A 21,081-nucleotide genomic window follows, 5' to 3' on the forward strand; every position below is an offset into this window, starting at 1 on the left:
GACTTTTTGTGTACACTCAAAAAGCTCTATAATCTCTACAGTGGTTTTTACCCACTACAGAAATTATAGAGCCGAAAGTTATTGATACCTGACCAAATAATTAAAGGAGTGGGATTGATTCTATACTTAATTCTCTATCCTCCGATTATGATGTATAGTGTTTTAATTGCGGCATTTTACATCATAACTTTAAAAACACTATCTGAAAAAAGAGTGAATAACTAAAAAATGGTGATCAAAGTTAGGTGTATTATTTTAATGCTCACAGACCTAAACTATTCCCCTATTTATAATCTATTGATTCATATTTTATGAAATTAATCAGTAGATATCGTTCTGAAAAGCCTTGATAATACGCTGTTTTTAGTCCAACTGAAACCCATACTTTCCAAACCAGGTCTTAAGAAAGCTCGTAAAGCTTCACAATTTAGTAAACGTTAATTCGAAAGAATTACAATACTTACAAAGAGCACCTTTCGAGGTGTTCTTTTTGTATTTTCATACTAAATTGTGGTAGTTGACGTAGTTGTTGTGGCTTTAGCCGCTTACAATTACGGCTGCCATTCGACGAAGTCAATTGCCTCAAAACGTTAATCAACACGATACTATCAACGTTTACAGACATTCAAGAGTATTCTCTTGGATGTCTTTTTTTGTTTCAAAAATACAAAGTTGACCCCGTTATTTTTTTGATTTCAAGTATCCATTTCATCTCTATTTAGAAAAATATCAAATCAATTCTTATTCAGGATAAGAGTTTTGACCTAAATCATTTACAAAATGACAAAAATAATGATATTTTTGACTATTATCATTGTCAAAAATAAAAAGATATGTTACAATGTAATCAAGTTAAAGAAATAAGACTTTGAACGGAGAAACTATGAGGATATCGGTAATAATATCTTATATAATAACAAAGGAGGAAAAATCAGATTCTACCATTTTTGGGATATCTAAGCGAAGTGGCTGAGTTTGATGACAATGGTAAATATGAAGCTAAAAAATCGTTTAAAAGAGCTTCGCGCTCGTGATGGTTTAAACCAAACCGAGCTTGCAAAGCTAGCAGGTATATCTAGGCAGACCATTAGTTTGCTAGAGCGTGATGAGTATACCCCCTCTATTATTATCGCCTTGAAAATCTCTCAGATATTTCATGAGCCAGTAGAGTCGGTATTTCGCTTAGAGGAGGAAGAATCATGAACAAATATAGAGTAATTTATTATCTTTGTATCATTGCCTTTATAGCAAATGTTTCGATGATGATCGGGACCTTGATGGGATGGTTTCACATTTTAGACAGTAATTATTTTTTCTGGAGTGGCTTGATTTTTAGTTTAGTATTTGAGCGGATAGAAAAGAAAGTAAAAGAAAGAGTATAAAAGGAGTAAGATTATGAAAGAGTTTTTGGCAGATTTTCAAGTAGATACCGAACATAAAGAAATTGCAGGGGTTTGTGCCGGTATCGCCCGTTATTTCAATGTAGACCCTCTGATGATTCGTGCATTAGCCGTTTTGCTTTTTCTATCTTCGATAGAAATTAGTCTTCTCACAGTGATAAGTTATGCTTTTTTAGCTGGCTGGATGGGAAATGAATCTCTTGAAGTAGTCATCAAAAAATCAGGGTACAAGATTCTATTTTTCTATCTAGTTTCCATTCTCCTGAATAGTTTTGGTGATCAAGTTTTAACGGCTACTTTTGGATTTGGGCATGCTCTGGTTCAAGGACTGCTAGGTTTATTTTAGAAAGAAGATAGAAAATGAAAAAGAAACATTTATTACTATTGTTAGGAAGTTTATTGTTGGGTGGTTTAATCGGAATGTTTGGTGCTACCTTTACGAATCTTCATTTAAACATTTCTCAAGAGCAAGTACAGTTTATTTTGACGACCATCTTTTTCTATCTGGGAATACTATCGACAATAGTAGCTCTCTATTTTATCATGAATAGTAGGAAAGTTTATGCTAGCTACCTAGCAGAAGAAGATGATGAATTAAACGAGCTAGCTTATATTAAGATGTATCGCTCTCTAGATTATGGGACAGTTGCTTACAATGTTTTGCAAGTTAGTATGCTTTTTAGCTTGCTTACAGTGTTGCCTAGCCACGATTTACCGATATCAGCTTTTCTCTTAGCAGTATTAACCATTCTTGTTGGAAGTTTCTGCATCAAAACAACGAGCAAAATTCGTAATTACCAACTCTCTATTTTAGCCACACCAAAAGAGGTATTAGATTATCTAGAAACCTATGACGAGGGAGAGAAACAAGCGGAAATGGTAGAGGCTTATTTAATCTTGTTCAAACTCAATCAGCTAATCTTACCGTCTGTCTATATCATCTTGTTTGCCCTATCCATTATTCTTGGTCAAGTACAGTTAGTTGCTGCCCTTATAACTGCTGTCATCCATCTCTATATCAATATTGCACAATTAAGAAAAACAAAACGTTACTTTAAATAACAGGGATTTCTATGAATCGTGTCGCAAATGTAGGTGACGATGTTGAAAGGAATGAATCAATCAAAATAAATTTCATTCCAAGATAGAGCTAAACACAAAATTCTAAAAAGTTTGTAAAGTAGCTTTAGTAAACGTTCTTTTAAAAGTATGCTAATCATTACAATGAGCACCCTTCGGGGTGTTTCTTTTGTATAACTGAATTTGAAGCAAATAAAAACCACCCTATCTTCCACGGTCAAACATGACTGTAGAAAATAGAGTGGGTCTAGGATGTTAAAGACTATTTGTCGTCTTTATGAAAGATATTTTTAACGCCCTTGATAGCTCCTTCAACAGCTTCTTTTGCATCTTCAGCAACTTCTTTTGCTTTTGAAGCAACTTTTTCAGCAGTGCCTTCAGCTTCTGTTTTTGTATCGCCGGTTAATTTACCAAGGCCTTCTTTAACAGAACCTTTTGCTTGGTTCAATTTTTCTTCTAATGACATAGCGTCACCTCCATGAAGTTAGTCGTTTATTTCTCTGAATGCAATACTGTTGATTTAAAAAAATAAAAAATATTTGTCTCAGATTAGAATGAGTATATTCTTTTTAAAATGGAAAGTCAAATTTTTGCTACGGCTAAAAAACAGGATCGCTTTCCGGTCACGAATAATGACCGACTAATAAGTCACGACATTTCGTTTTTACAGCAAAGATTTGAAACGAAAAAAGCAAAAAACTTTTTCTGTCTCCAATGAAATAAATGGTATAATAATCGTGAATGGAAACATCGTAACGCTGTTTTTTGAAAAAGAGAAGATAAATATGAAAAGAATCCTCACAACCTACCCTATTATCAGCACTTTAGCTCTAATCTGTTTGTTGCTTGGTCTATTGACTTCCTTTTATGGGGATGCTATGTATGACCTATTGGCCTTTCATTCGAAGCCGGTCTATGGTTGGCAATATGTCAGTGGGACCCTGATGCACGGTAGTAAAGGCGCACCTATCTGGTTTTTATGGGTCCATTTGTTGTTAAATGGACTCATGATCCTTCCCTTCGGAGGACTGCTAGAAAGAAAAAGAGGCTCCAGACAAGTCTTAATCGTTTTTGTGACGGCGACAGTCCTCTCTTCCATCGTTTTTCACTTTTTAACCCAGGAGCAGGACATTCAGGCAACAGGGATCTCTGCTGTAGGATACGGCTTTGTGACCGGAGGGGTTATGATCCTGCCAAACGTGTGGAAAGAATTTTCACGTACCGTAAAATGGCTTTATCTATTCTTGATTTTTCTATCTGGCCTCATGCTCTTACCAGCAATTACCGGATGGATCTCAACGCTATTGCATCTTTCAGGGATTGTGAGTTATCTATTGGTCTTTATCGGAAGTAATATCTTGAAGGGGAGAGCTAAAAGTTCCTGATATAGTAAATGCAAGGTAGGGTCATTCCTAACAGACGCTCAAGAGGAGAATCTTGGGCGTTTTTTTGATAAAAATTTTTTGCATTCTTTTAATTGAAGCTATCATTGAATTGAAGCTATCATTGAATCATGGCTAGTTGTATGCTATAATAATCAAAAATTGAGTGATCACTCAATTTTGCAATGGAGGTATGTATTGTATGACTGTAAAAGCGGTTCAATTTCACCGATTTGGTAATATAGATGTCTTAGAATTAGCAGAGGTAGAACCAGAACCACTAAAGGAAAATCAAGTGAGAGTCAAGGTAGCTGCCGTAGGATTAAATCCGGTGGATTATAAAATTTTTGAGGGTGTTAAACAGCTTCGGATGTTATCCCTTTTAATGAAACTAAGGCATCCTAGTAGATGGTTTGAGAAAACTTCTTCTTTATTCCCTAGAGGCGTTGCACGTGATTTTGCTGGGACAATCATTGAAGTAGGTGAAAATGTAACTCAGTTTTCGGTAGGAGATAGAGTCTTTGGGACGATTATAAGTGCACCTGGTCTTGGTTCAAAAAGAGGAGCATTAGCAACTGAGATTTGTGTGAAGGAGACGGAGATCGCTTCTATGCCATCTAATATTGATTTTCTGCATGGATCAGTCTTGGGGGTTAGTTCCTTAACGGTAGGAGGAGCTTTTCGAAAAATTAATATTGGAAATAAGGATACAATTGTCATTTCAGGTGCATCTGGAGGAATTGGATCGATTGCAGTACAATATGCTGTTTCAAAAGGTGTCAGAGTTATTGGAATAGCTAGTGCTGGTAATGCGGACTACCTCAGATCGATCGGTGCCATCCCGATTTCCTATCATGAATCGATCAAAGAAAAAATTCAAGAACTCTCAGGAGTAACTGTTACCAAGATGTTGGATTGTTATGGGGGAGACTATGTAAAATTAGGCTTCCAATTGGGTTTGCGAGGTGATCAAATTGCTACCCTGGTTCCATCTCCTTCTGCTATCTTGAAAGGAGCTCAATTTACAGGCCCACGGCATTCACAATATGATGACTTCCTATCACTTGCAGAGCTTGTTTCCAAAGGGGAAATTTCAGTTCGTTTGGATAAAATCTATCCATTTTCATTACCCGAAATAAAAGAAGCATACAAGGATCTTGAAAAAGGGCATACCAGAGGGAAACGTGTGATTGTGATTCAAGAGGAGTGAGGAGGAAAGGAAAATGGTTGATCTAAATCAAGCTTGTGTTCGTCATATTCAACTCATGAGATTGAGTGATAAACAAAAACGTGTTCTAATTGCCAGTTTAACCTTGTTTTCCGAAATCGGTTTTGAAAAAACTACATCGCTTGACATTGCACGCCGAGCGGAAGTATCAGAAGGGACTGTTTTTAGCTATTTTAAAACAAAAGAAGGCATACTCAATACGCTTCTCCTCTTATTTTTTGATCAGGTCATACCTGAAACAATTGAATTGTTTACTGATCAAAAAGTTCTATGTAACGATGAAAGTGTTACAGTTTTTTTTCGGAGTATGATCGAGGATCGACTAAATTTTCTGACCAACAATAGAGATATTATAAAAATTCTCTTTTCAAGGTGTTTAATTGATTCATCTTTGTTTGAAAAAACTGGGGACATCGTTCAGAACAATATTGTAATACCACTCAATCCTATTTTAGATAGATATAAGGCGAAAGGAGAGCTGGTTAATTGGCCTAATGAACGAATCATTCGTAATCTTATCTCCTTAATGCTATCTTATGCTGTGCCATCCATGCTAAATAGTAAAGCAATTGATGTGGGAAAAGTTTCAGATGAGATGATTGAAATTCTAGCAAATAGGATAGTCTTGTGATTCCTATTCTATACCAAGGATGTTACAGTGAGAGGATTCATCTTTGATTTTAGTTCAATAAGGATCTCAAAAAATGAAAAGAACTCTACTTCCTTGACTCTTCCTCTACCAGGCCGTATAATATTCTATATCAATGAAGAAATCACCTTTTGTCATTGTGCAAAGGGTGATTTTATAACGAAAAAAAGGAGACACAATGGGGTATATCTCTACAATCAAAACAGCTGTTCAGCTCTTCCCTTTTTTGGCTTTTTTGCTGACCTTGCCCTACATGATTTTGAATTATCGAAAATATGGTTCGGTCAATAAATTGCGGGTGCTGATTTTCTATTCTTTTATGCTTTACTTGATGACGGTCTATCTCTTGGTGATCCTGCCTCTGCCGGATCCAAGTAAGATTCATACTAGCTACTCGGAAATGGTCAATCTCCAACCTTTTGCTTTTGTAGTGGATTTTTTCAAGGAGAGCCCCTTTGATTTAGCGCAGACTGGTACTTGGATTCAAGCCCTTAAGCATCCAACTTTTTATGTGCCTGCCTTTAATGTCCTAATGTTGATTCCTTTTGGGATGTATCTACGCTATTATTTCAAGTGTGGTTTTAAGAAAACGATTCTCCTGACAGCCCTCTTTAGTTTCTTTTTGGAGTTGACCCAGTTATCAGGTCTCTATTTTCTGTATCCGGGCCCTTACCGCCTAGCAGATGTCGATGATATTATTCAAAATACCACTGGTGGTGGAGTGGGTTATCTGCTTGGTTGGTTCCTGGTATGGTTATTGCCAACAAGAGACGAAATTGACGAGCATTCTTTCCGAGTAGGGACGAAAGTATCTGGTTTCCGGATGGGTCTTGCCTTCTTGATCGACTTTGTGATGCTATCCTTGCTTTACGCGGTAATCGAGCGTATAGAGACGGTTCCTTATGTAGCAGTTTTGGCTGTTTATTTTGGTTTGATTCCCTTGTGGCGGGGCAAAACCTTGGGAATGGCTTTATTGAAATTCCGCTTGCATTTTGACAAGCAAAAATGGCTTCGCACCATCTGGCGGGGAATCCTAGTAGTAGGTTATTTCTACTTGATTCCTCAAGGGTTGTTCTATTTGATTTCGCTCTTGAATAGCGATTTGACGGACAATTCCCTCTTAACCCTGTCCATGATTTTATTGCTCTTCTTTGTGCTTTTATTGTACCTGATCCTCACCCTTGCTATCGTCTTGCTCAATCGTCGCTTTCCCTTTGACCGTCTAGCTGGAGCTGAGTATGAGAGTACGGTGCGAGTGAAGAAAGAGCTCTTAAAAGATGAAACTGAATCGTCAAAATAGAGAGAGTGGGACAGAAATCGGTAATTCGTTAGAATTCGATTTCGTCGTCTCACCTCCGCACAGTTGAGTAGGGCTGTAAAAGCTGATGAAATCAGCGTAGTAGAGCCCACTCAACCACTGCGTCTTGCTCGACAATCCAAAAACAATAAAGAGGCTAGGACTTTTGTCCCAGCCTCTTTATTTTTTTATACACGTTTAAAATATCCGAACGTTCCCAGTTGAGGAGGGCGATTTTAAGGGGAATGTGCTACAATGGAAGCAAATAGATAGAATGGAGCAGTGAAATGAAAGCAATTATTACAGTCGTTGGAAAAGACCAAAAAGGAATCGTAGCGGGTGTCGCAACGAAAGTAGCAGAATTAGGACTCAATATCGATGATATCTCTCAAACCGTATTGGATGAATACTTTACCATGATGGCGGTTGTATCGTCAGATGAGAAAAAAGATTTCACACAGCTCCGTTCAGAGTTGGAAGAATTCGGACAGTCTCTTCATGTAAAAATCAATATCCAAAGCGCAGCGATTTTTGATGCCATGCACAATTTGTAAGATAGGGGTTGAGAATTTATGGACATTAAACAGGTAACAGAAACCATTGCCATGATTGAGGAGCAGAACTTCGATGTTCGGACTATCACCATGGGGATTTCGCTTCTCGATTGTATTGATCCGGATATCGAAAAGGCAGCGGAAAAAGTCTACAAGAAGATTGTGACAAAGGCCAAGGACTTAGTGGCTGTTGGGGATGAGATCGCGGCGGAACTCGGCATTCCCATTGTGAACAAGCGGGTTTCGGTCACTCCGATTTCCATTATCGGAGCAGCAACCAATGCGACAGACTATGTACCCTTTGCCAAGGCGCTGGATCGTGCAGCGAAGGAAGTTGGGGTTAACTTTATCGGTGGCTTCTCAGCCTTGGTTCAAAAAGGCTACCAAAAAGGGGATGAAATCCTCATTAATTCCATTCCTCGCGCCCTTGCAGAGACGGATTTTGTCTGCTCTTCAGTCAATATCGGATCGACCAAGACGGGGATCAATATGACCGCTGTTCGAGACATGGGCCGCATCATTAAAGAAGCATCTCAAGCAGATCCGATGGGGCCTGGTAAGCTCGTAGTCTTTGCCAATGCGGTAGAAGATAACCCCTTTATGGCGGGAGCCTTCCATGGTGTCGGTGAAGCGGATGTCGTCATCAACGTTGGGGTTTCAGGACCTGGTGTCGTCCAACGGGCCATCGAAAAAGTACCAGGCGCTAGCTTTGATGTATTGGCTGAAACAGTCAAGAAGACAGCTTTCAAAATCACTCGTGTCGGGCAATTAGTGGGTCAAATGGCTAGTGAACGTCTCGGTGTTGAGTTTGGGATTGTAGACTTGTCTCTCGCACCAACGCCAGCTGTTGGGGATTCGGTTGCCCGCGTCCTCGAAGCGATGGGGCTTGAAGTAGTAGGAACCCACGGAACTACCGCAGCCTTAGCTTTACTCAATGACCAGGTGAAAAAAGGTGGAATCATGGCTTGTAACCAAGTCGGTGGTTTGTCAGGTGCCTTCATTCCGGTCTCAGAAGATGAAGGGATGATTGCGGCGGTCCAATCAGGTCATATCAACCTGGAAAAATTGGAAGCCATGACAGCTATCTGCTCAGTCGGTCTGGATATGATTGCCATCCCAGCTGATACTCCAGATACAACCATTGCGGCCATGATTGCCGATGAAGCAGCTATCGGAGTGATCAACCAAAAGACAACAGCCGTTCGGATCATTCCTTATGGAAAAGAAGGCGATATGTTAGAGCTCGGTGGACTTCTTGGATCTGCTCCGGTAATGAAGGTCAACAAAGCTTCATCAGCTGATTTCATTGCCCGTGGTGGTCAAATTCCAGCTCCGGTTCATAGCTTTAAAAACTAAGAGAAATCTAGTATAATAGTAGAAAATAGAAAAGTCTGTGATGATAAAACTCCAGACTTTTTTCTTGCAAAAGGAGACAAGATGGCTAAAACAAGATTATTTGTGATTCGTCATGGGAGAACCATGTTTAATACCATTGGCCGTGCTCAAGGCTGGTCCGATACACCCTTGACAGCAGAAGGAGAACGAGGGATTCAAGCTCTAGGAATCGGCTTGCGTGAGTCCGGTTTGGAGTTTACTCGAGCTTATTCCAGTGATTCAGGCCGTGCCATTCAGACCATGGGGATCATTCTTGATGAATTGGGCTTGAAAGACCAGATTCCTTATCGCTTTGACAAACGGATCCGCGAATGGTGTTTTGGAAGTTTTGATGGTGCCTATGGAGGGGAGCTCTTTCATGGTGTCGTGCCGCGCGTGCTGGATGTGGAGGATTATAAGACCTTGACCTTGGAAGACTTGGCCAATGGAATTTGCCAAGTGGACACAGCAAATTGGGCTGAACCTTGGGAAGTCTTGAAAAAACGAATCCTAGAAGGTTTTGAAGCCATTGCCAAAGAAGTAGAAGAAAATGGTGGAGGCAATGCCTTGGTGGTCAGCCATAGTTGGACCATTCAGACCTTAGTCTGCTTGGTCGAAGGAAAACCAAATCTCAATCTGCCTCTTTCAAACGGTAGTGTTACCCTTGTAGAATATGAAGATGGAAAATTGACGGTTAAGGTGTTTGGAGATAGCAGTTACCGTGAGGTCGGTGAAAGCTTGCAAGAATCCTAGTCCATAATGAAAGGCTGACCCTTTGGTCATGGCCTTTTCTTTTTCTCAAAACTTGTAAGAGCTTTCCTACTTTCTTTTTGCAAAAAATGATATAATGAAAGAGATACATACGGAGGTAATACAATGACAAAAACCAGATTATATATTGCTCGTCATGGAAAAACCATGTTTAATACCATTGGGCGGGCACAGGGCTGGTCAGACACTCCGCTGACAGAAGCAGGAGAGCGTGGAATTCAAGAATTAGGACTTGGTCTCAAGGAAGCTGGGCTTTCTTTTGAAGAGGCTGTTTCGAGTGATTCTGGACGCACCATTCAAACCATGGGAATTATTCTTCAAGAACTCGGTCTGACAGGAAAAATCCCTTATCGTTATGACAAACGGATCCGCGAGTGGTGTTTTGGTAGTTTTGACGGTGCTTATGATGGCGATCTCTTCATGGGAGTTTTACCCCGTGTCTTTAAGGTCGATGATTTCCATCAGTTGAGCCTGATGGAGCTAGCAGAAGGGATCGTCGAAGTGGATACCACGGGCTGGGCTGAATCCTGGAGTACCTTGAGTGGTCGGATTAAAGAAGGATTTGAAGCTATCGCAAAAGAGGTAGAAGCAGCTGGCGGTGGCAATGCTATTGTGGTCAGCCATGGTATGACCATTACGACCTTGATTTATCTCATTGATCCAAAAGCGGTCGAAGAATTGGTCTTGGACAACGGAAGCGTGACGGTATTGGCCTATGAAGATGGTGTCTTTCATATTGAAAAGATTGGGGATATGTCCTATCGTAAGGTTGGAGCAAAACTTCTAGAGGGTGGCCATGACGAATAAGTATAGACGCGCACGAAAAAAACGTAAAAAATGGTGGCCTTACCTATTGAGTTTCTTTCTTCTTGTGGTCCTTGGATCGGGAATTGGTGCTTACTTAGCGAAGCCAAGCTTGTTTTCAGGGCTTCAGTTTTGGAAGGCTAAAAAAACAGCTGTAACGACTCCCTCTTCTTCTAAGAAAAAGAAAGGAAAATCAGATTTACCAGCCGTTTCGACAAAAGACTGGCAGTTGATCTTGGTCAATCGTGATAATGTGAAGCCTGAGCTGAACCCACAATTAACAGATGTGGATGCTATCAAAGTGGATAGTCGGATTGTAGAACCGACTCGTCAATTTTTAGAAGCGGCTCGAAAAATTGCCCCAGAAGAAACCTTGATATCAGGCTATCGAAGTGTGGCCGAGCAAACAGAGCTCTATAATGAACGTGTTGCGCAACTAGAGGCTAGCGGCCTTTCGCACGAAGAAGCTGAAAAGCAGGTGCAGACCCAGGTACAGGTCCCTGGTGCTAGTGAACACCAGACGGGACTTGCGATTGATATGAGTGTCGAAGCTGGTCAAAGTGATGAGTTGGGCATGCAGCTGGCTGCCATCGCACCGCAATATGGCTTTGTCCTTCGCTACCCAGATGGGAAGAGCAACATCACGGGTGTGAATTTTGAGAATTGGCATTTCCGTTATGTTGGCGTAGAAAATGCTCAGTATATGGCCAACCATCAGCTAGTATTGGAAGAATATATTCAACTCTTGAAAAAAGCTGGTAAATAAGAGGAGATTCACTTCTCTAGGTCTTAAGAATGATTTTTAGCACTCTTGGAAAAAGAGTGCTAATTTTTTGGATTTTTCTCTTGACTTTCTTTTGGATGGGTGTATAATAGAATCATGGTTTAGCACTTAAGTGTTTAGAGTGCTAAAATATGAAAGAGAGGTGAGGTCATGGTTACAGAACGTCAAAATGAGATTCTCAATCTTGTTGTCGATATCTTTACCAAGACCCACGAACCAGTCGGTTCAAAAGCGCTACAAGATGTCATTCAATCCAGTAGTGCGACCATTCGAAACGACATGGCTGCCCTCGAAAAGCAAGGGTTGCTAGAGAAAGCCCACACTTCGAGTGGCCGCATGCCTAGCCGAGCTGGTTTTCAATATTTTGTTCAGAACTCCCTTGATCTAGAGTTGATTGATGAGCAAGATGTCTACCAGGTGGTGAAAGCCTTTGATTTCGAAGCCTTTAAGTTAGACGATATCTTGGATGCTACGGCCAAGTTACTAGCCCAGATGACGGGCTACACCGCAGTGATTCAGGATGTTGAACCGACACGTCAGCGCTTGACTGGTTTTGAGATTGTTCCATTATCCAATCACGATGCCTTAGCAGTTCTGACCTTGGATGAATCAAAGCCTGTCACCGTCCAGTTTGCCATTCCAAAGAATTTCTTAACCAGTGATTTGGAAATCTTCCATCAGCTGGTTCAGGAACGCTTCATTGGAAATACAGTCTTGGATATCCACTACCGCTTGCGGACGGAGATTCCACAGATTGTACAGCGCTATTTCAAGACGACAGATAATGTGCTGGATCTCTTTGATTACGTCTTCTCGCAACTGTTTCAAGAACTGGTCTTTGTAGAAGGAAAGGTTTCATCATTAACCTACGCCGATCTTCAGACCTATCAGTTCTTAGATAATCCCCAACACGTAGCCTTGGAGTTACGAGGGGGAATGCCAGAAGACCAAATGACCCAGATCCTGGTTGCAGAATCCCAAGAGAAGGCCTTGAAAAATGTGACGGTCATTAGTCATAAGTTCCTGGTTCCTTATCGTGGGATGGCCCTCATGCATGTGATCGGTCCTGTAGAGATGGATTACAGGCGTGTGATTAGCCTGGTCAATGTCATCGGCCGAGTACTGGTCATGAAGTTGACGGATTACTACCGTTACCTCAACAGCAACCATTATGAAGTAAATTAAGACCAAATGAAAGGGGTGTATGCCTTGACAGAAGATATCAAAAAAGAAGACGTGAAAGAAGAGGAAGTTGACCAAACAACTGAAGAAGTTGTAGAGGAAAGCAACCAACCTTCTGAGTTAGATGAAGCACAAGCGCGTGCCGAGGAATTTGAAAACAAGTACCTTCGTGCTCATGCAGAAATGCAAAACATTCAGCGACGTGCCAATGAAGAACGTCAACAATTACAAAAATACCGTAGCCAAGATTTGGCAAAAGCGATCTTACCATCACTGGACAACTTAGAACGTGCCCTTGCCGTCGAAGGATTGACAGATGATGTGAAGAAGGGCTTGGAAATGGTCCAAGAAAGTTTGGTACATGCTCTGAAAGAAGAAGGAATTGAAGAAATTCCAGCGGACGGAGCCTTTGACCATAACTACCACATGGCCATCCAAACCTTACCTGCAGATGATGAACATCCAGCAGATACCATCGCACAAGTCTTCCAAAAAGGCTACAAACTCCATGACCGCATCCTACGCCCAGCCATGGTAGTAGTATATAACTAGGCTACCTTGTCCGAAACGACACTAAACTATGAAAGAAAGATTAACATTGGTTTGGCTTTGCCAATAGTGAGCGAAGCGAACCAAAGGCGATACTCTTCGCCGTGGCGGTATCTTCGCAAACTTTGAGACCTTAGGCTCAAAGTTTAGTCAAAGAGATTGACGAAGTCAAGCTCTGACGGCGTCGCCACTTAAGAAGAGTATCAAAAAGAAAAAAAGAGAAAAAATAACGAGGAGAAAAACATATGTCTAAAATTATCGGTATTGACTTAGGTACAACAAACTCAGCAGTAGCAGTTCTTGAAGGAACTGAATCAAAAATTATCGCAAACCCAGAAGGTAACCGCACAACTCCATCTGTTGTGTCATTCAAAAACGGTGAAATCATCGTTGGTGATGCCGCAAAACGTCAAGCAGTCACAAACCCAGATACGATCATCTCTATCAAATCTAAGATGGGTACTTCTGAAAAAGTTTCTGCAAACGGTAAAGAATATACACCACAAGAAATTTCAGCTATGATTCTTCAATACTTGAAAGGTTACGCTGAAGATTACCTTGGTGAAAAAGTAACGAAAGCAGTTATCACAGTTCCTGCTTACTTCAACGATGCACAACGTCAAGCAACTAAAGACGCTGGTAAAATCGCTGGTCTTGAAGTAGAACGTATCGTCAACGAACCAACAGCAGCAGCCCTTGCTTATGGTTTGGATAAGACTGATAAAGAAGAAAAAATCTTGGTATTCGACCTTGGTGGTGGTACATTCGACGTATCTATCCTTGAACTCGGTGATGGTGTCTTCGATGTATTGGCGACTGCAGGGGACAACAAACTCGGTGGTGACGACTTTGACCAAAAAATCATCAATCACATGATTGCAGAATTCAAGAAAGAAAATGGTATTGACTTGTCTACTGACAAGATGGCAATGCAACGTTTGAAAGATGCGGCTGAAAAAGCTAAGAAAGATCTTTCTGGTGTAACTTCAACACAAATCAGCTTGCCATTCATCACTGCTGGTGAAGCTGGGCCTCTTCACTTGGAAATGACTTTGACTCGTGCCAAATTTGACGATTTGACTCGTGATCTTGTTGAACGTACAAAAGTTCCAGTTCGTCAAGCCCTTTCAGATGCAGGTTTGAGCTTGTCAGAAATCGATGAAGTTATCCTTGTTGGTGGTTCAACTCGTATCCCAGCCGTTGTAGAAGCTGTTAAGGCTGAAACTGGTAAAGAGCCAAACAAATCAGTAAACCCTGACGAAGTAGTTGCCATGGGTGCTGCCATCCAAGGTGGTGTGATCACTGGTGATGTTAAAGACGTTGTCCTTCTTGACGTAACACCATTATCACTCGGTATCGAAACAATGGGTGGAGTATTTACAAAACTTATCGATCGCAACACTACTATTCCAACATCTAAATCACAAGTCTTCTCAACAGCAGCAGACAACCAACCAGCCGTTGATATCCACGTTCTTCAAGGTGAACGCCCAATGGCAGCAGATAACAAGACTCTTGGACGTTTCCAATTGACTGATATCCCAGCTGCACCTCGTGGTATCCCACAAATCGAAGTAACATTTGACATCGATAAGAACGGTATCGTATCTGTTAAAGCCAAAGACCTTGGAACTCAAAAAGAACAAACAATTGTCATCCAATCAAACTCAGGTTTGACAGACGAAGAAATCGACCGCATGATGAAAGATGCTGAAGCAAACGCTGAAGCCGATAAGAAACGTAAAGAAGAAGTTGACCTTCGTAACGAAGTAGACCAAGCTATCTTTGCGACTGAAAAGACAATCAAGGAAACTGAAGGCAAAGGATTCGATGCAGAACGTGATGCTGCCCAAGCTGCCCTTGATGACCTTAAAAAAGCTCAAGAAGACAACAACTTGGATGAAATGAAAGCAAAACTTGAAGCGTTGAACGAAAAAGCTCAAGGCCTTGCTGTTAAACTCTACGAACAAGCCGCAGCAGCTCAACAAGCTCAAGCAGGAGCAGAAGGCGCACAAGCAACAGGAAACGCAGGCGATGACGTCGTAGACGGAGAGTTTACGGAAAAGTAAAACAATCCAGTGGATTGTTTTAGCGGAACCTCCTGAAATAAAGAAAGGTTCCGAGATTTGAGGATTCCTTTAAGCCGAAACTCAATTCAGCCTAACTAGTAAATGATAAAAAGAAATCCAGAGGTTGCAACCCAGCCTCTGTTTTTCGGTAAAATAGAGGTTGTTGCGTATGAAAAAAGTACTTTGCTTGATTTATCCTAATTTTTCTCTTTATGAGATAACTGCTTTAACGAGTACTTTAGCTCTGTCTTTTGATGTTACGATTGATTATGCCGCTTCAGATCATTCGATGGTGGTCTCTGAGGATGGCTTGCCCTGTCAACCAACGAAAACACTAGATCAAATCCGTATAGAAGAGTATTCTTGCGTGATTTTGCCAGGAATGGTCAACATAGGACCTGCCCTACAGGATGAGAAATTGATTTCGTTCTTGAGTGGCCTTGGTGGGCAAGATATCCTCATTGCAGTCATTTCTTCAGCTCCTCTTTTATTAGCGAAAGCAGGTCTGTTGAAGGACACGAAATTTACAGGTGGAATTTGGCAAAACTTCTTTGACTATTTTGAATTTCTTCCACGTGAAAATTTCCAACCCAAACTGGTTGTGCAAGATAAACAGATCATTACAGCTATCGGTTTTGCCCATCAAGAGTTTGCAAGAAAAGTGATTCTAAGTTTAGGCTTGGCAGAGAATACGGACAACTATTTTAAAGAACGAAACGACTACTCAGAAGAGGATTTGATATTTACTCTATCGGACCAAGAGTTTGATCAAGTGAAGCGAAGTATAGAAAACACCCTCTAAAGATGTACATGAAAATTATAGAAAGGAACAAAGAGTGTTCGGGGAATTGAACCCGAGCTCTGAAGTTTCTTACTCAATATGAAAGAAAGGAACAAAAAGTGTTCGCAATCGAACACGGGCTACGGACTGTGCCAAAAAGATAGTTTTTTCTAGGACGCAAGCGTCCGTCGTCAAAACTCCTATTTTGGCTGTGTCCGTTTAACGCCCTTTGTATCTTGAATTATGAACAATACTGAATTTTATGACCGTTTGGGCGTTTCAAAGAATGCATCTCAAGATGAGATCAAGAAAGCCTATCGGAAATTATCTAAAAAATATCACCCAGATATCAACAAGGAGCCTGGTGCTGAGGAGAAGTACAAGGAAGTTCAAGAAGCTTATGAGACTTTGAGTGACGAGCAAAAACGGGCTGCTTATGACCAATATGGTGCTGCAGGTGCCAATGGTGGCTTCGGTGGCGGAGCAGGTGGTTTTGGTGGCTTTGATGGTGCTGGTTTTGGTGGCTTTGAAGATATCTTCTCTAGCTTCTTTGGTGGTGGTGCAAGCCGTAATCCGAATGCTCCTCGCCAAGGGGATGACCTCCAATACCGCGTCAATCTCAAGTTTGAAGAAGCGATTTTTGGTGCGGAAAAAGAAGTCAAGTACCATCGGGAAGCTAGCTGTCATACCTGTCATGGTTCTGGAGCTAAGCCAGGCACTAGTCCGGTGACCTGTGGACGCTGTCATGGTTCTGGAGTCATCAATGTGGATACGCAAACCCCTCTTGGGATGATGCGCCGTCAAGTGACCTGTGATGTCTGTCATGGCCGTGGTCAAGAAATCAAAGATCCATGTACGACTTGTCGTGGAACAGGTCATGAAAAACAAGCTCATAGCGTGAACGTCAAGATTCCTGCCGGAGTTGAAACGGGTCAACAAATCCGCTTAGCTGGTCAAGGAGAAGCTGGCTTTAACGGTGGACCTTATGGGGACTTGTATGTTGTTGTCAATGTTGAGCCGAGCGATCGCTTCGAACGAGATGGCTCAACCATCTACTACAAGTTAGACCTGAACTTTGTTCAAGCAGCTCTTGGAGATACGGTCCATGTGCCAACTGTTCACGGAGATGTCGATTTGGTCATTCCTGAAGGAACCCAAACCGGTAAGAAATTCCGTCTCCGTGGAAAAGGGGCTCCAAGCTTACGTGGTGGTGCTATGGGGGATCAATATGTATCTGTCAATGTCGTCACCCCAACTGGTTTAAATGACAAGCAAAAAGAAGCCCTTCAAGCCTTTGCGGAAGCAAGTGATTTGAAGGTCAACCCAAAGAAAAAAGGGTTCTTTGATAAGGTCAAAGATGCTTTAGATGATTTATAAGAATGAACGAGTTTCCTTTTGAGTAAGGGGCTCGTTTTATTTTGGATCGAATCCAAGAACTTCCTCTCCTAATTAAAGAATAATGAGGACCCTCATTGAATTTATTAAGATATGGTGGTAAATTTAAGAAAACGATTACAAAGACAATTTAGGAGGTCCTGATGAAATCACATCAACCACGTTATGCGATTCGCAAGTATGCAGTAGGAGCTGCTTCGGTGCTCATAGGATTTTTTGCTGGTGCTCATGTTGTAGCGGCCGATACGCCGACGACTACTGAAAGTCCTGCAACGACAGTTCCAACTCAGCCAAGCGAAGGCGAGGCGACGCTCTCCCCCAATGAGGAAGCTTCTCAGCTAACAGTAGAAAAACCAACGGCTCCTGCCCCAATCGTCGATCAAAGTCAACCGACACTGCCTGATCGTGAATTGCGGGTATCAGATCTTGACCGTTTGATTCGCGAAGAAGCAAGCTCTGTCGCAGAGTCGGATGTGGCAGCCCAACCAGCGACAGCAGCGACGGAAACGCCTGCTAAAGATCCTGACCAAGAAGAAAAATTAGCCAAGAAAAAGATTGTTTCGATTGATGCCGGTCGCAAGTACTTCTCACCGGATCAAATCAAGGAAATCATTGATGAAGCAAGTAAGACGGGTTATACAGACTTGCATCTTCTAGTTGGAAATGACGGCTTGCGCTTTGTGCTGGATGATATGTCTTTGAAAGTGGGAGATACTTCTTATTCTAGCCAAGCCGTGACAGATGCGGTTGAAAAAGGGACGAAGGCTTATTACGATGATCCGAACGGAACAGCCTTGACCCAGGCTCAAATGGATGATATTTTGGCCTACGCCAAATCGAAGAAAGTAGGTGTCATCCCAACCATTAATAGTCCAGGTCACATGGATGCGATTCTGACGGCCATGGAACAATTAGGGATCGAAAACCCTCACTTTAATTACTTTGGCACTAAAAAATCAGCTCGGACAGTTGATTTGGATAACCAAAAAGCCTTAGACTTTACTAAGGCTTTGGTAGACAAGTATGCTGCTTATTTCAGTGGCAAGTCAGATATTTTCAATATTGGTTTGGATGAATATGCTAACGATGCCACAGATGCCCATGGTTGGCAGGTTCTCCAAGCTAGCAAGCATTGGCCAGGTGAAGGCTATCCAGAAAAAGGCTATGAAAAATTCATCCAATATGCTAATGATCTAGCAGCTATTGTGAAAAAACACAAGATGAAACCAATGGCTTTCAATGATGGAATCTACTACAATGGCGATACTTCCTATGGTACTTTTGACAAGGATATCATTGTCTCCTACTGGACAGGTGGCTGGAACGGCTATGATGTCGCATCTTCAAAACTCTTGTCTGAACTAGGTCATCAGATTCTTAATACCAATGATGCATGGTATTATGTGCTTGGACGGGACAAGGCTGGATCTGGTTGGTACAACCTGGATCAAGGTCTCGAAGGAATTTCCAAGTCAGCGATTGATGTGGTTCAAAAAAATGATGGGGCTAAGGTGCCCTTCATCGGTGGGATGGTAGCTGCCTGGGCAGATACGCCATCCGCAACCTACAAAAAAGACCTTCTCTTTAAGCTCATGCATGCCTTTGCGGACAAGAATGCGGACTACTTTGTAGCAGATCCTGAAGTCGTCGAAAAAGCTATTTCAGAAGCTCCAACTGATTTGGATCACTATACACCGGAATCTCTAGTAGCCTTTACGGCAGCTAAAAAAGCATTAGAAGGGGCAGGAGCAGACACGACTCGAGCAGAGGCCAAAACCTTGATCGACCATCTCAAAGCAGCTCAGGATGCTTTGGTGTATACAGAAAGCTACGCGAAAGAAGTTGCTGCAAAAGAAGCAGCGGAAAAACTTGCCATGAAGAAGGTCATCTCGATCGATGCGGGCCGCAAATACTTCTCACTGGATCAGTTGAAACGGATCGTCGACAAGGCCAGTGAGCTGGGTTATTCTGACTTGCACCTCCTTGTCGGAAACGATGGTATGCGCTTCGTGCTCGATGATATGACGGTGGAAGCCAATGGAAAAACCTATGCTAGTGATGATGTGAAAAAGGCCATTTTAGAAGGCACCAAGGCCTATTACGATGATCCAAATGGTCAAGCATTGACCCAAGCGGAAATGGATGAACTCCATGCTTATGCGACTGCGAAAGGAATCGGCTTGATTGCGGCAGTCAATAGTCCTGGACACATGGATGCTTTGTTGGTGGCCATGGAAAAATTGGGCATTGAAAATCCACAAGCCATCTTTGATACGGTTTCAAAAACAACCATGGATTTGACCAATGAAGCAGCAGTCAACTTTACCAAAGCCTTGATTGGCAAGTACATGGACTACTTCAAAGACAAGTCTAAGATCTTTAACTACGGAACAGATGAATATGCCAATGACGCTACCAGTGCGCAAGGCTGGTACTACCTCAAGTGGTATGACCTCTATGGTAAATTTGCAGAGTATTCCAATAGTCTTGCAGCCATGGCGCGTGAAAAAGGCTTGCAGCCAATGGCCTTTAACGATGGCTTCTATTATGGAGATGAAGATGATGTCGCCTTTGACAAGGACGTCTTGATTTCATACTGGTCTAAAGGATGGTGGGGCTATAATCTCGCATCTCCACAGTATTTGGCAGATAAGGGCTATAAATTCCTTAATACTAACGGAGACTGGTACTATGTTTTGGGAAGAACACCTGAAACGGGTGGTGGTTATATTGAAAAAGCGATTGCCAATGCAGCTGCTACTCCATTTAGACAACTCCCAAGTACAACATATCCAGAAACATCTTTGCCGATGGTCGGTAGCATGGTAGCTGTTTGGTGTGATACCCCAAGTGAAGAATACATCGAAAAAAATGTCTTTGATCTCATGGAAGCTTTTGCCAACCATAACAAGGACTATTTCAAGGCGGACTTCACTGCTCTTAGAAAAGCAGTTGCTACGGTGCCAACAGATCTAGACATATACACACCAGAATCGCGCGCAGCACTTGCGAAAGTCTTAGATAACTTGAATTGGAATGTGAGCCGTGCTCATCAAGATCAGGTGGATCAAGAAGTGGCTGCTCTGACTCAAGCCCTTGCGGGGCTCAAGCCAATCACGCAAGTAGGTAGCTTGGCTGAAAATGACGTCAAAGCCCTAGTGGAAGACAAACCAAGTCTTGACATCGTGGAGAAAGAACCTGATTTTGACCTTGTGGAACGGACCAATCCAGATCTCGCTAAAGGAGAACGCAGAGTGATCCAGGCTGGGGTTAAAGGGCAAGGTCTTGAGTATGTAGAGGTTTCGGCACTTGATCAAAGTCGAAAAGTGATCGCTACAGAAGTTGCTAAAGAGCCAGTTGCAGAAATTGTTGAAGTCGGTACCAAAGAGGTTGTGACTCCAGCAAGCCCTTCAGTAGAAGCACCAGTGAAGTCAGACGTGCTTGTAAATAAAATGGTTCCAGATCCTTCAACGCCTCAAGTGGTCTCGAAGAATCAACCAGTAAATACCCCAACGCCAATTCCAGCAGCTGTGGAAAAAGAGGTTCGTTCAGAAGCAGTAAACTCTCACAAGCAACTTCCAGAAACAGGAGTGGAATCTGCACTTGGACTCGCTTTACTAGGAGCGATCTTAGGAGCAGCAGGAATGGACTTGAAAAATAAAAAAAGAGACTGAGACTTAGTTGACTTGTAACAGGTCGAAGTTAGGAGAGTGGGACAGAAATCGGTAATTCGTTAGAATTCGATTTCGTCGTCCCACCTCCGCACAGTTGAGTAGGGCTGT

Annotated in this window: 20 protein-coding genes; 19 read left to right on the forward strand and 1 reads right to left on the reverse strand. The window is 42.0% G+C overall.

Annotation, left to right across the window (positions count from 1 at the left end):
* Positions 1 to 993 precede the first annotated feature (993 nt).
* From M1G14_RS10345 to M1G14_RS10360, 4 genes are read left to right on the forward strand one after another with little or no spacing between them, the layout of a single operon-like run.
* Positions 994 to 1,203, forward strand: a complete 210-nt coding sequence (locus M1G14_RS10345) for a helix-turn-helix transcriptional regulator (protein WP_031576108.1) — start codon at positions 994 to 996, stop codon at positions 1,201 to 1,203.
* A complete protein-coding gene (locus tag M1G14_RS10350) occupies positions 1,200 to 1,382 on the forward strand; it encodes a hypothetical protein (protein WP_049499707.1) in 183 nt (60 codons plus the stop codon). Before M1G14_RS10345 ends, M1G14_RS10350 begins: the two co-directional genes overlap by 4 nt.
* Positions 1,383 to 1,395: 13 nt before the next feature.
* Positions 1,396 to 1,746 (forward strand): PspC domain-containing protein, encoded by a 351-nt coding sequence (locus tag M1G14_RS10355; protein ID WP_049523591.1) that lies wholly within the window; start codon positions 1,396 to 1,398, stop codon positions 1,744 to 1,746.
* Positions 1,747 to 1,760: 14 nt separating this feature from the next.
* On the forward strand, positions 1,761 to 2,462 hold the full coding sequence (locus M1G14_RS10360; protein WP_049523593.1) for a DUF3169 family protein: 702 nt from the start codon (positions 1,761 to 1,763) through the stop codon (positions 2,460 to 2,462).
* A 280-nt stretch (positions 2,463 to 2,742) separates the two neighbouring features.
* On the opposite strand, the gene M1G14_RS10365 is transcribed toward M1G14_RS10360, so the two are convergent.
* Positions 2,743 to 2,946, reverse strand: a complete 204-nt coding sequence (locus M1G14_RS10365; protein WP_049471982.1) for a CsbD family protein — start codon at positions 2,944 to 2,946, stop codon at positions 2,743 to 2,745.
* A gap of 319 nt (positions 2,947 to 3,265) precedes the next feature.
* Between M1G14_RS10365 and M1G14_RS10370 the strand changes: the two genes are divergently transcribed.
* From M1G14_RS10370 to M1G14_RS10440, 15 genes are all read left to right on the forward strand, one after another.
* Positions 3,266 to 3,865: a rhomboid family intramembrane serine protease gene (locus tag M1G14_RS10370; protein WP_049523594.1), complete on the forward strand. Its 600-nt coding sequence runs from the start codon at positions 3,266 to 3,268 to the stop codon at positions 3,863 to 3,865.
* Positions 3,866 to 4,064: 199 nt separating this feature from the next.
* Positions 4,065 to 5,072, forward strand: coding sequence for an NADP-dependent oxidoreductase (locus M1G14_RS10375; RefSeq protein ID WP_049523596.1), 1,008 nt, complete (start codon positions 4,065 to 4,067; stop codon positions 5,070 to 5,072).
* Between the two features lie 13 nt (positions 5,073 to 5,085).
* A complete protein-coding gene (locus M1G14_RS10380) occupies positions 5,086 to 5,721 on the forward strand; it encodes a TetR/AcrR family transcriptional regulator (RefSeq protein WP_049523599.1) in 636 nt (211 codons plus the stop codon).
* Between the two features lie 196 nt (positions 5,722 to 5,917).
* Complete coding sequence (locus M1G14_RS10385) at positions 5,918 to 7,039, forward strand: VanZ family protein (protein WP_049523601.1); 1,122 nt, start codon at positions 5,918 to 5,920, stop codon at positions 7,037 to 7,039.
* A gap of 284 nt (positions 7,040 to 7,323) precedes the next feature.
* Positions 7,324 to 7,590 (forward strand): ACT domain-containing protein, encoded by a 267-nt coding sequence (locus tag M1G14_RS10390; protein WP_003004214.1) that lies wholly within the window; start codon positions 7,324 to 7,326, stop codon positions 7,588 to 7,590.
* 18 nt (positions 7,591 to 7,608) lie between these two features.
* Complete coding sequence (locus M1G14_RS10395) at positions 7,609 to 8,946, forward strand: PFL family protein (RefSeq protein WP_049522736.1); 1,338 nt, start codon at positions 7,609 to 7,611, stop codon at positions 8,944 to 8,946.
* A gap of 81 nt (positions 8,947 to 9,027) precedes the next feature.
* Positions 9,028 to 9,717, forward strand: a complete 690-nt coding sequence (locus tag M1G14_RS10400) for a histidine phosphatase family protein (RefSeq protein ID WP_049475120.1) — start codon at positions 9,028 to 9,030, stop codon at positions 9,715 to 9,717.
* A 123-nt stretch (positions 9,718 to 9,840) separates the two neighbouring features.
* The gene (locus M1G14_RS10405; protein WP_247926578.1) at positions 9,841 to 10,542 is read left to right on the forward strand and encodes a histidine phosphatase family protein; all 702 of its coding nucleotides are present in this window, start codon (positions 9,841 to 9,843) and stop codon (positions 10,540 to 10,542) included.
* Positions 10,532 to 11,305 (forward strand): M15 family metallopeptidase, encoded by a 774-nt coding sequence (locus tag M1G14_RS10410; RefSeq protein WP_049522738.1) that lies wholly within the window; start codon positions 10,532 to 10,534, stop codon positions 11,303 to 11,305. Before M1G14_RS10405 ends, M1G14_RS10410 begins: the two co-directional genes overlap by 11 nt.
* 168 nt (positions 11,306 to 11,473) lie before the next feature.
* Complete coding sequence (gene hrcA, locus M1G14_RS10415; RefSeq protein WP_003004578.1) at positions 11,474 to 12,508, forward strand: heat-inducible transcriptional repressor HrcA; 1,035 nt, start codon at positions 11,474 to 11,476, stop codon at positions 12,506 to 12,508.
* Positions 12,509 to 12,532: 24 nt separating this feature from the next.
* Entirely contained in the window at positions 12,533 to 13,057 is a 525-nt protein-coding gene (gene grpE, locus M1G14_RS10420) for a nucleotide exchange factor GrpE (protein WP_298620027.1), read from the forward strand.
* 242 nt (positions 13,058 to 13,299) lie between these two features.
* The gene (dnaK, locus tag M1G14_RS10425) at positions 13,300 to 15,123 is read left to right on the forward strand and encodes a molecular chaperone DnaK (RefSeq protein WP_247926579.1); all 1,824 of its coding nucleotides are present in this window, start codon (positions 13,300 to 13,302) and stop codon (positions 15,121 to 15,123) included.
* A 169-nt stretch (positions 15,124 to 15,292) separates the two neighbouring features.
* Complete coding sequence (locus M1G14_RS10430) at positions 15,293 to 15,925, forward strand: DJ-1/PfpI family protein (protein WP_049522739.1); 633 nt, start codon at positions 15,293 to 15,295, stop codon at positions 15,923 to 15,925.
* Positions 15,926 to 16,147: 222 nt separating this feature from the next.
* On the forward strand, positions 16,148 to 17,281 hold the full coding sequence (gene dnaJ / locus M1G14_RS10435; protein ID WP_003004734.1) for a molecular chaperone DnaJ: 1,134 nt from the start codon (positions 16,148 to 16,150) through the stop codon (positions 17,279 to 17,281).
* Positions 17,282 to 17,442: 161 nt separating this feature from the next.
* Positions 17,443 to 20,973: a family 20 glycosylhydrolase gene (locus tag M1G14_RS10440; RefSeq protein ID WP_049522740.1), complete on the forward strand. Its 3,531-nt coding sequence runs from the start codon at positions 17,443 to 17,445 to the stop codon at positions 20,971 to 20,973.
* The last annotated feature ends 108 nt before the right edge of the window (positions 20,974 to 21,081 follow it).

The sequence above is a fragment of the Streptococcus parasanguinis genome (genome assembly GCF_023109675.1).
GTDB classification, from domain to species: domain Bacteria; phylum Bacillota; class Bacilli; order Lactobacillales; family Streptococcaceae; genus Streptococcus; species Streptococcus parasanguinis_I.

What these genes read in the sequence shown, in the direction of transcription:
- M1G14_RS10345 (WP_031576108.1), top strand. Translation starts at nt 994, where the DNA reads ATGAAGCTAAAAAATCGTTTAAAAGAGCTTCGCGCTCGTGATGGTTTA.
- M1G14_RS10350 (WP_049499707.1), top strand. Translation starts at nt 1,200, where the DNA reads ATGAACAAATATAGAGTAATTTATTATCTTTGTATCATTGCCTTTATA.
- M1G14_RS10355 (WP_049523591.1), top strand. Translation starts at nt 1,396, where the DNA reads ATGAAAGAGTTTTTGGCAGATTTTCAAGTAGATACCGAACATAAAGAA.
- M1G14_RS10360 (WP_049523593.1), top strand. Translation starts at nt 1,761, where the DNA reads ATGAAAAAGAAACATTTATTACTATTGTTAGGAAGTTTATTGTTGGGT.
- M1G14_RS10365 (WP_049471982.1), bottom strand. Translation starts at nt 2,946, where the DNA reads ATGTCATTAGAAGAAAAATTGAACCAAGCAAAAGGTTCTGTTAAAGAA.
- M1G14_RS10370 (WP_049523594.1), top strand. Translation starts at nt 3,266, where the DNA reads ATGAAAAGAATCCTCACAACCTACCCTATTATCAGCACTTTAGCTCTA.
- M1G14_RS10375 (WP_049523596.1), top strand. Translation starts at nt 4,065, where the DNA reads ATGACTGTAAAAGCGGTTCAATTTCACCGATTTGGTAATATAGATGTC.
- M1G14_RS10380 (WP_049523599.1), top strand. Translation starts at nt 5,086, where the DNA reads ATGGTTGATCTAAATCAAGCTTGTGTTCGTCATATTCAACTCATGAGA.
- M1G14_RS10385 (WP_049523601.1), top strand. Translation starts at nt 5,918, where the DNA reads ATGGGGTATATCTCTACAATCAAAACAGCTGTTCAGCTCTTCCCTTTT.
- M1G14_RS10390 (WP_003004214.1), top strand. Translation starts at nt 7,324, where the DNA reads ATGAAAGCAATTATTACAGTCGTTGGAAAAGACCAAAAAGGAATCGTA.
- M1G14_RS10395 (WP_049522736.1), top strand. Translation starts at nt 7,609, where the DNA reads ATGGACATTAAACAGGTAACAGAAACCATTGCCATGATTGAGGAGCAG.
- M1G14_RS10400 (WP_049475120.1), top strand. Translation starts at nt 9,028, where the DNA reads ATGGCTAAAACAAGATTATTTGTGATTCGTCATGGGAGAACCATGTTT.
- M1G14_RS10405 (WP_247926578.1), top strand. Translation starts at nt 9,841, where the DNA reads ATGACAAAAACCAGATTATATATTGCTCGTCATGGAAAAACCATGTTT.
- M1G14_RS10410 (WP_049522738.1), top strand. Translation starts at nt 10,532, where the DNA reads ATGACGAATAAGTATAGACGCGCACGAAAAAAACGTAAAAAATGGTGG.
- hrcA (WP_003004578.1), top strand. Translation starts at nt 11,474, where the DNA reads ATGGTTACAGAACGTCAAAATGAGATTCTCAATCTTGTTGTCGATATC.
- dnaK (WP_247926579.1), top strand. Translation starts at nt 13,300, where the DNA reads ATGTCTAAAATTATCGGTATTGACTTAGGTACAACAAACTCAGCAGTA.
- M1G14_RS10430 (WP_049522739.1), top strand. Translation starts at nt 15,293, where the DNA reads ATGAAAAAAGTACTTTGCTTGATTTATCCTAATTTTTCTCTTTATGAG.
- dnaJ (WP_003004734.1), top strand. Translation starts at nt 16,148, where the DNA reads ATGAACAATACTGAATTTTATGACCGTTTGGGCGTTTCAAAGAATGCA.
- M1G14_RS10440 (WP_049522740.1), top strand. Translation starts at nt 17,443, where the DNA reads ATGAAATCACATCAACCACGTTATGCGATTCGCAAGTATGCAGTAGGA.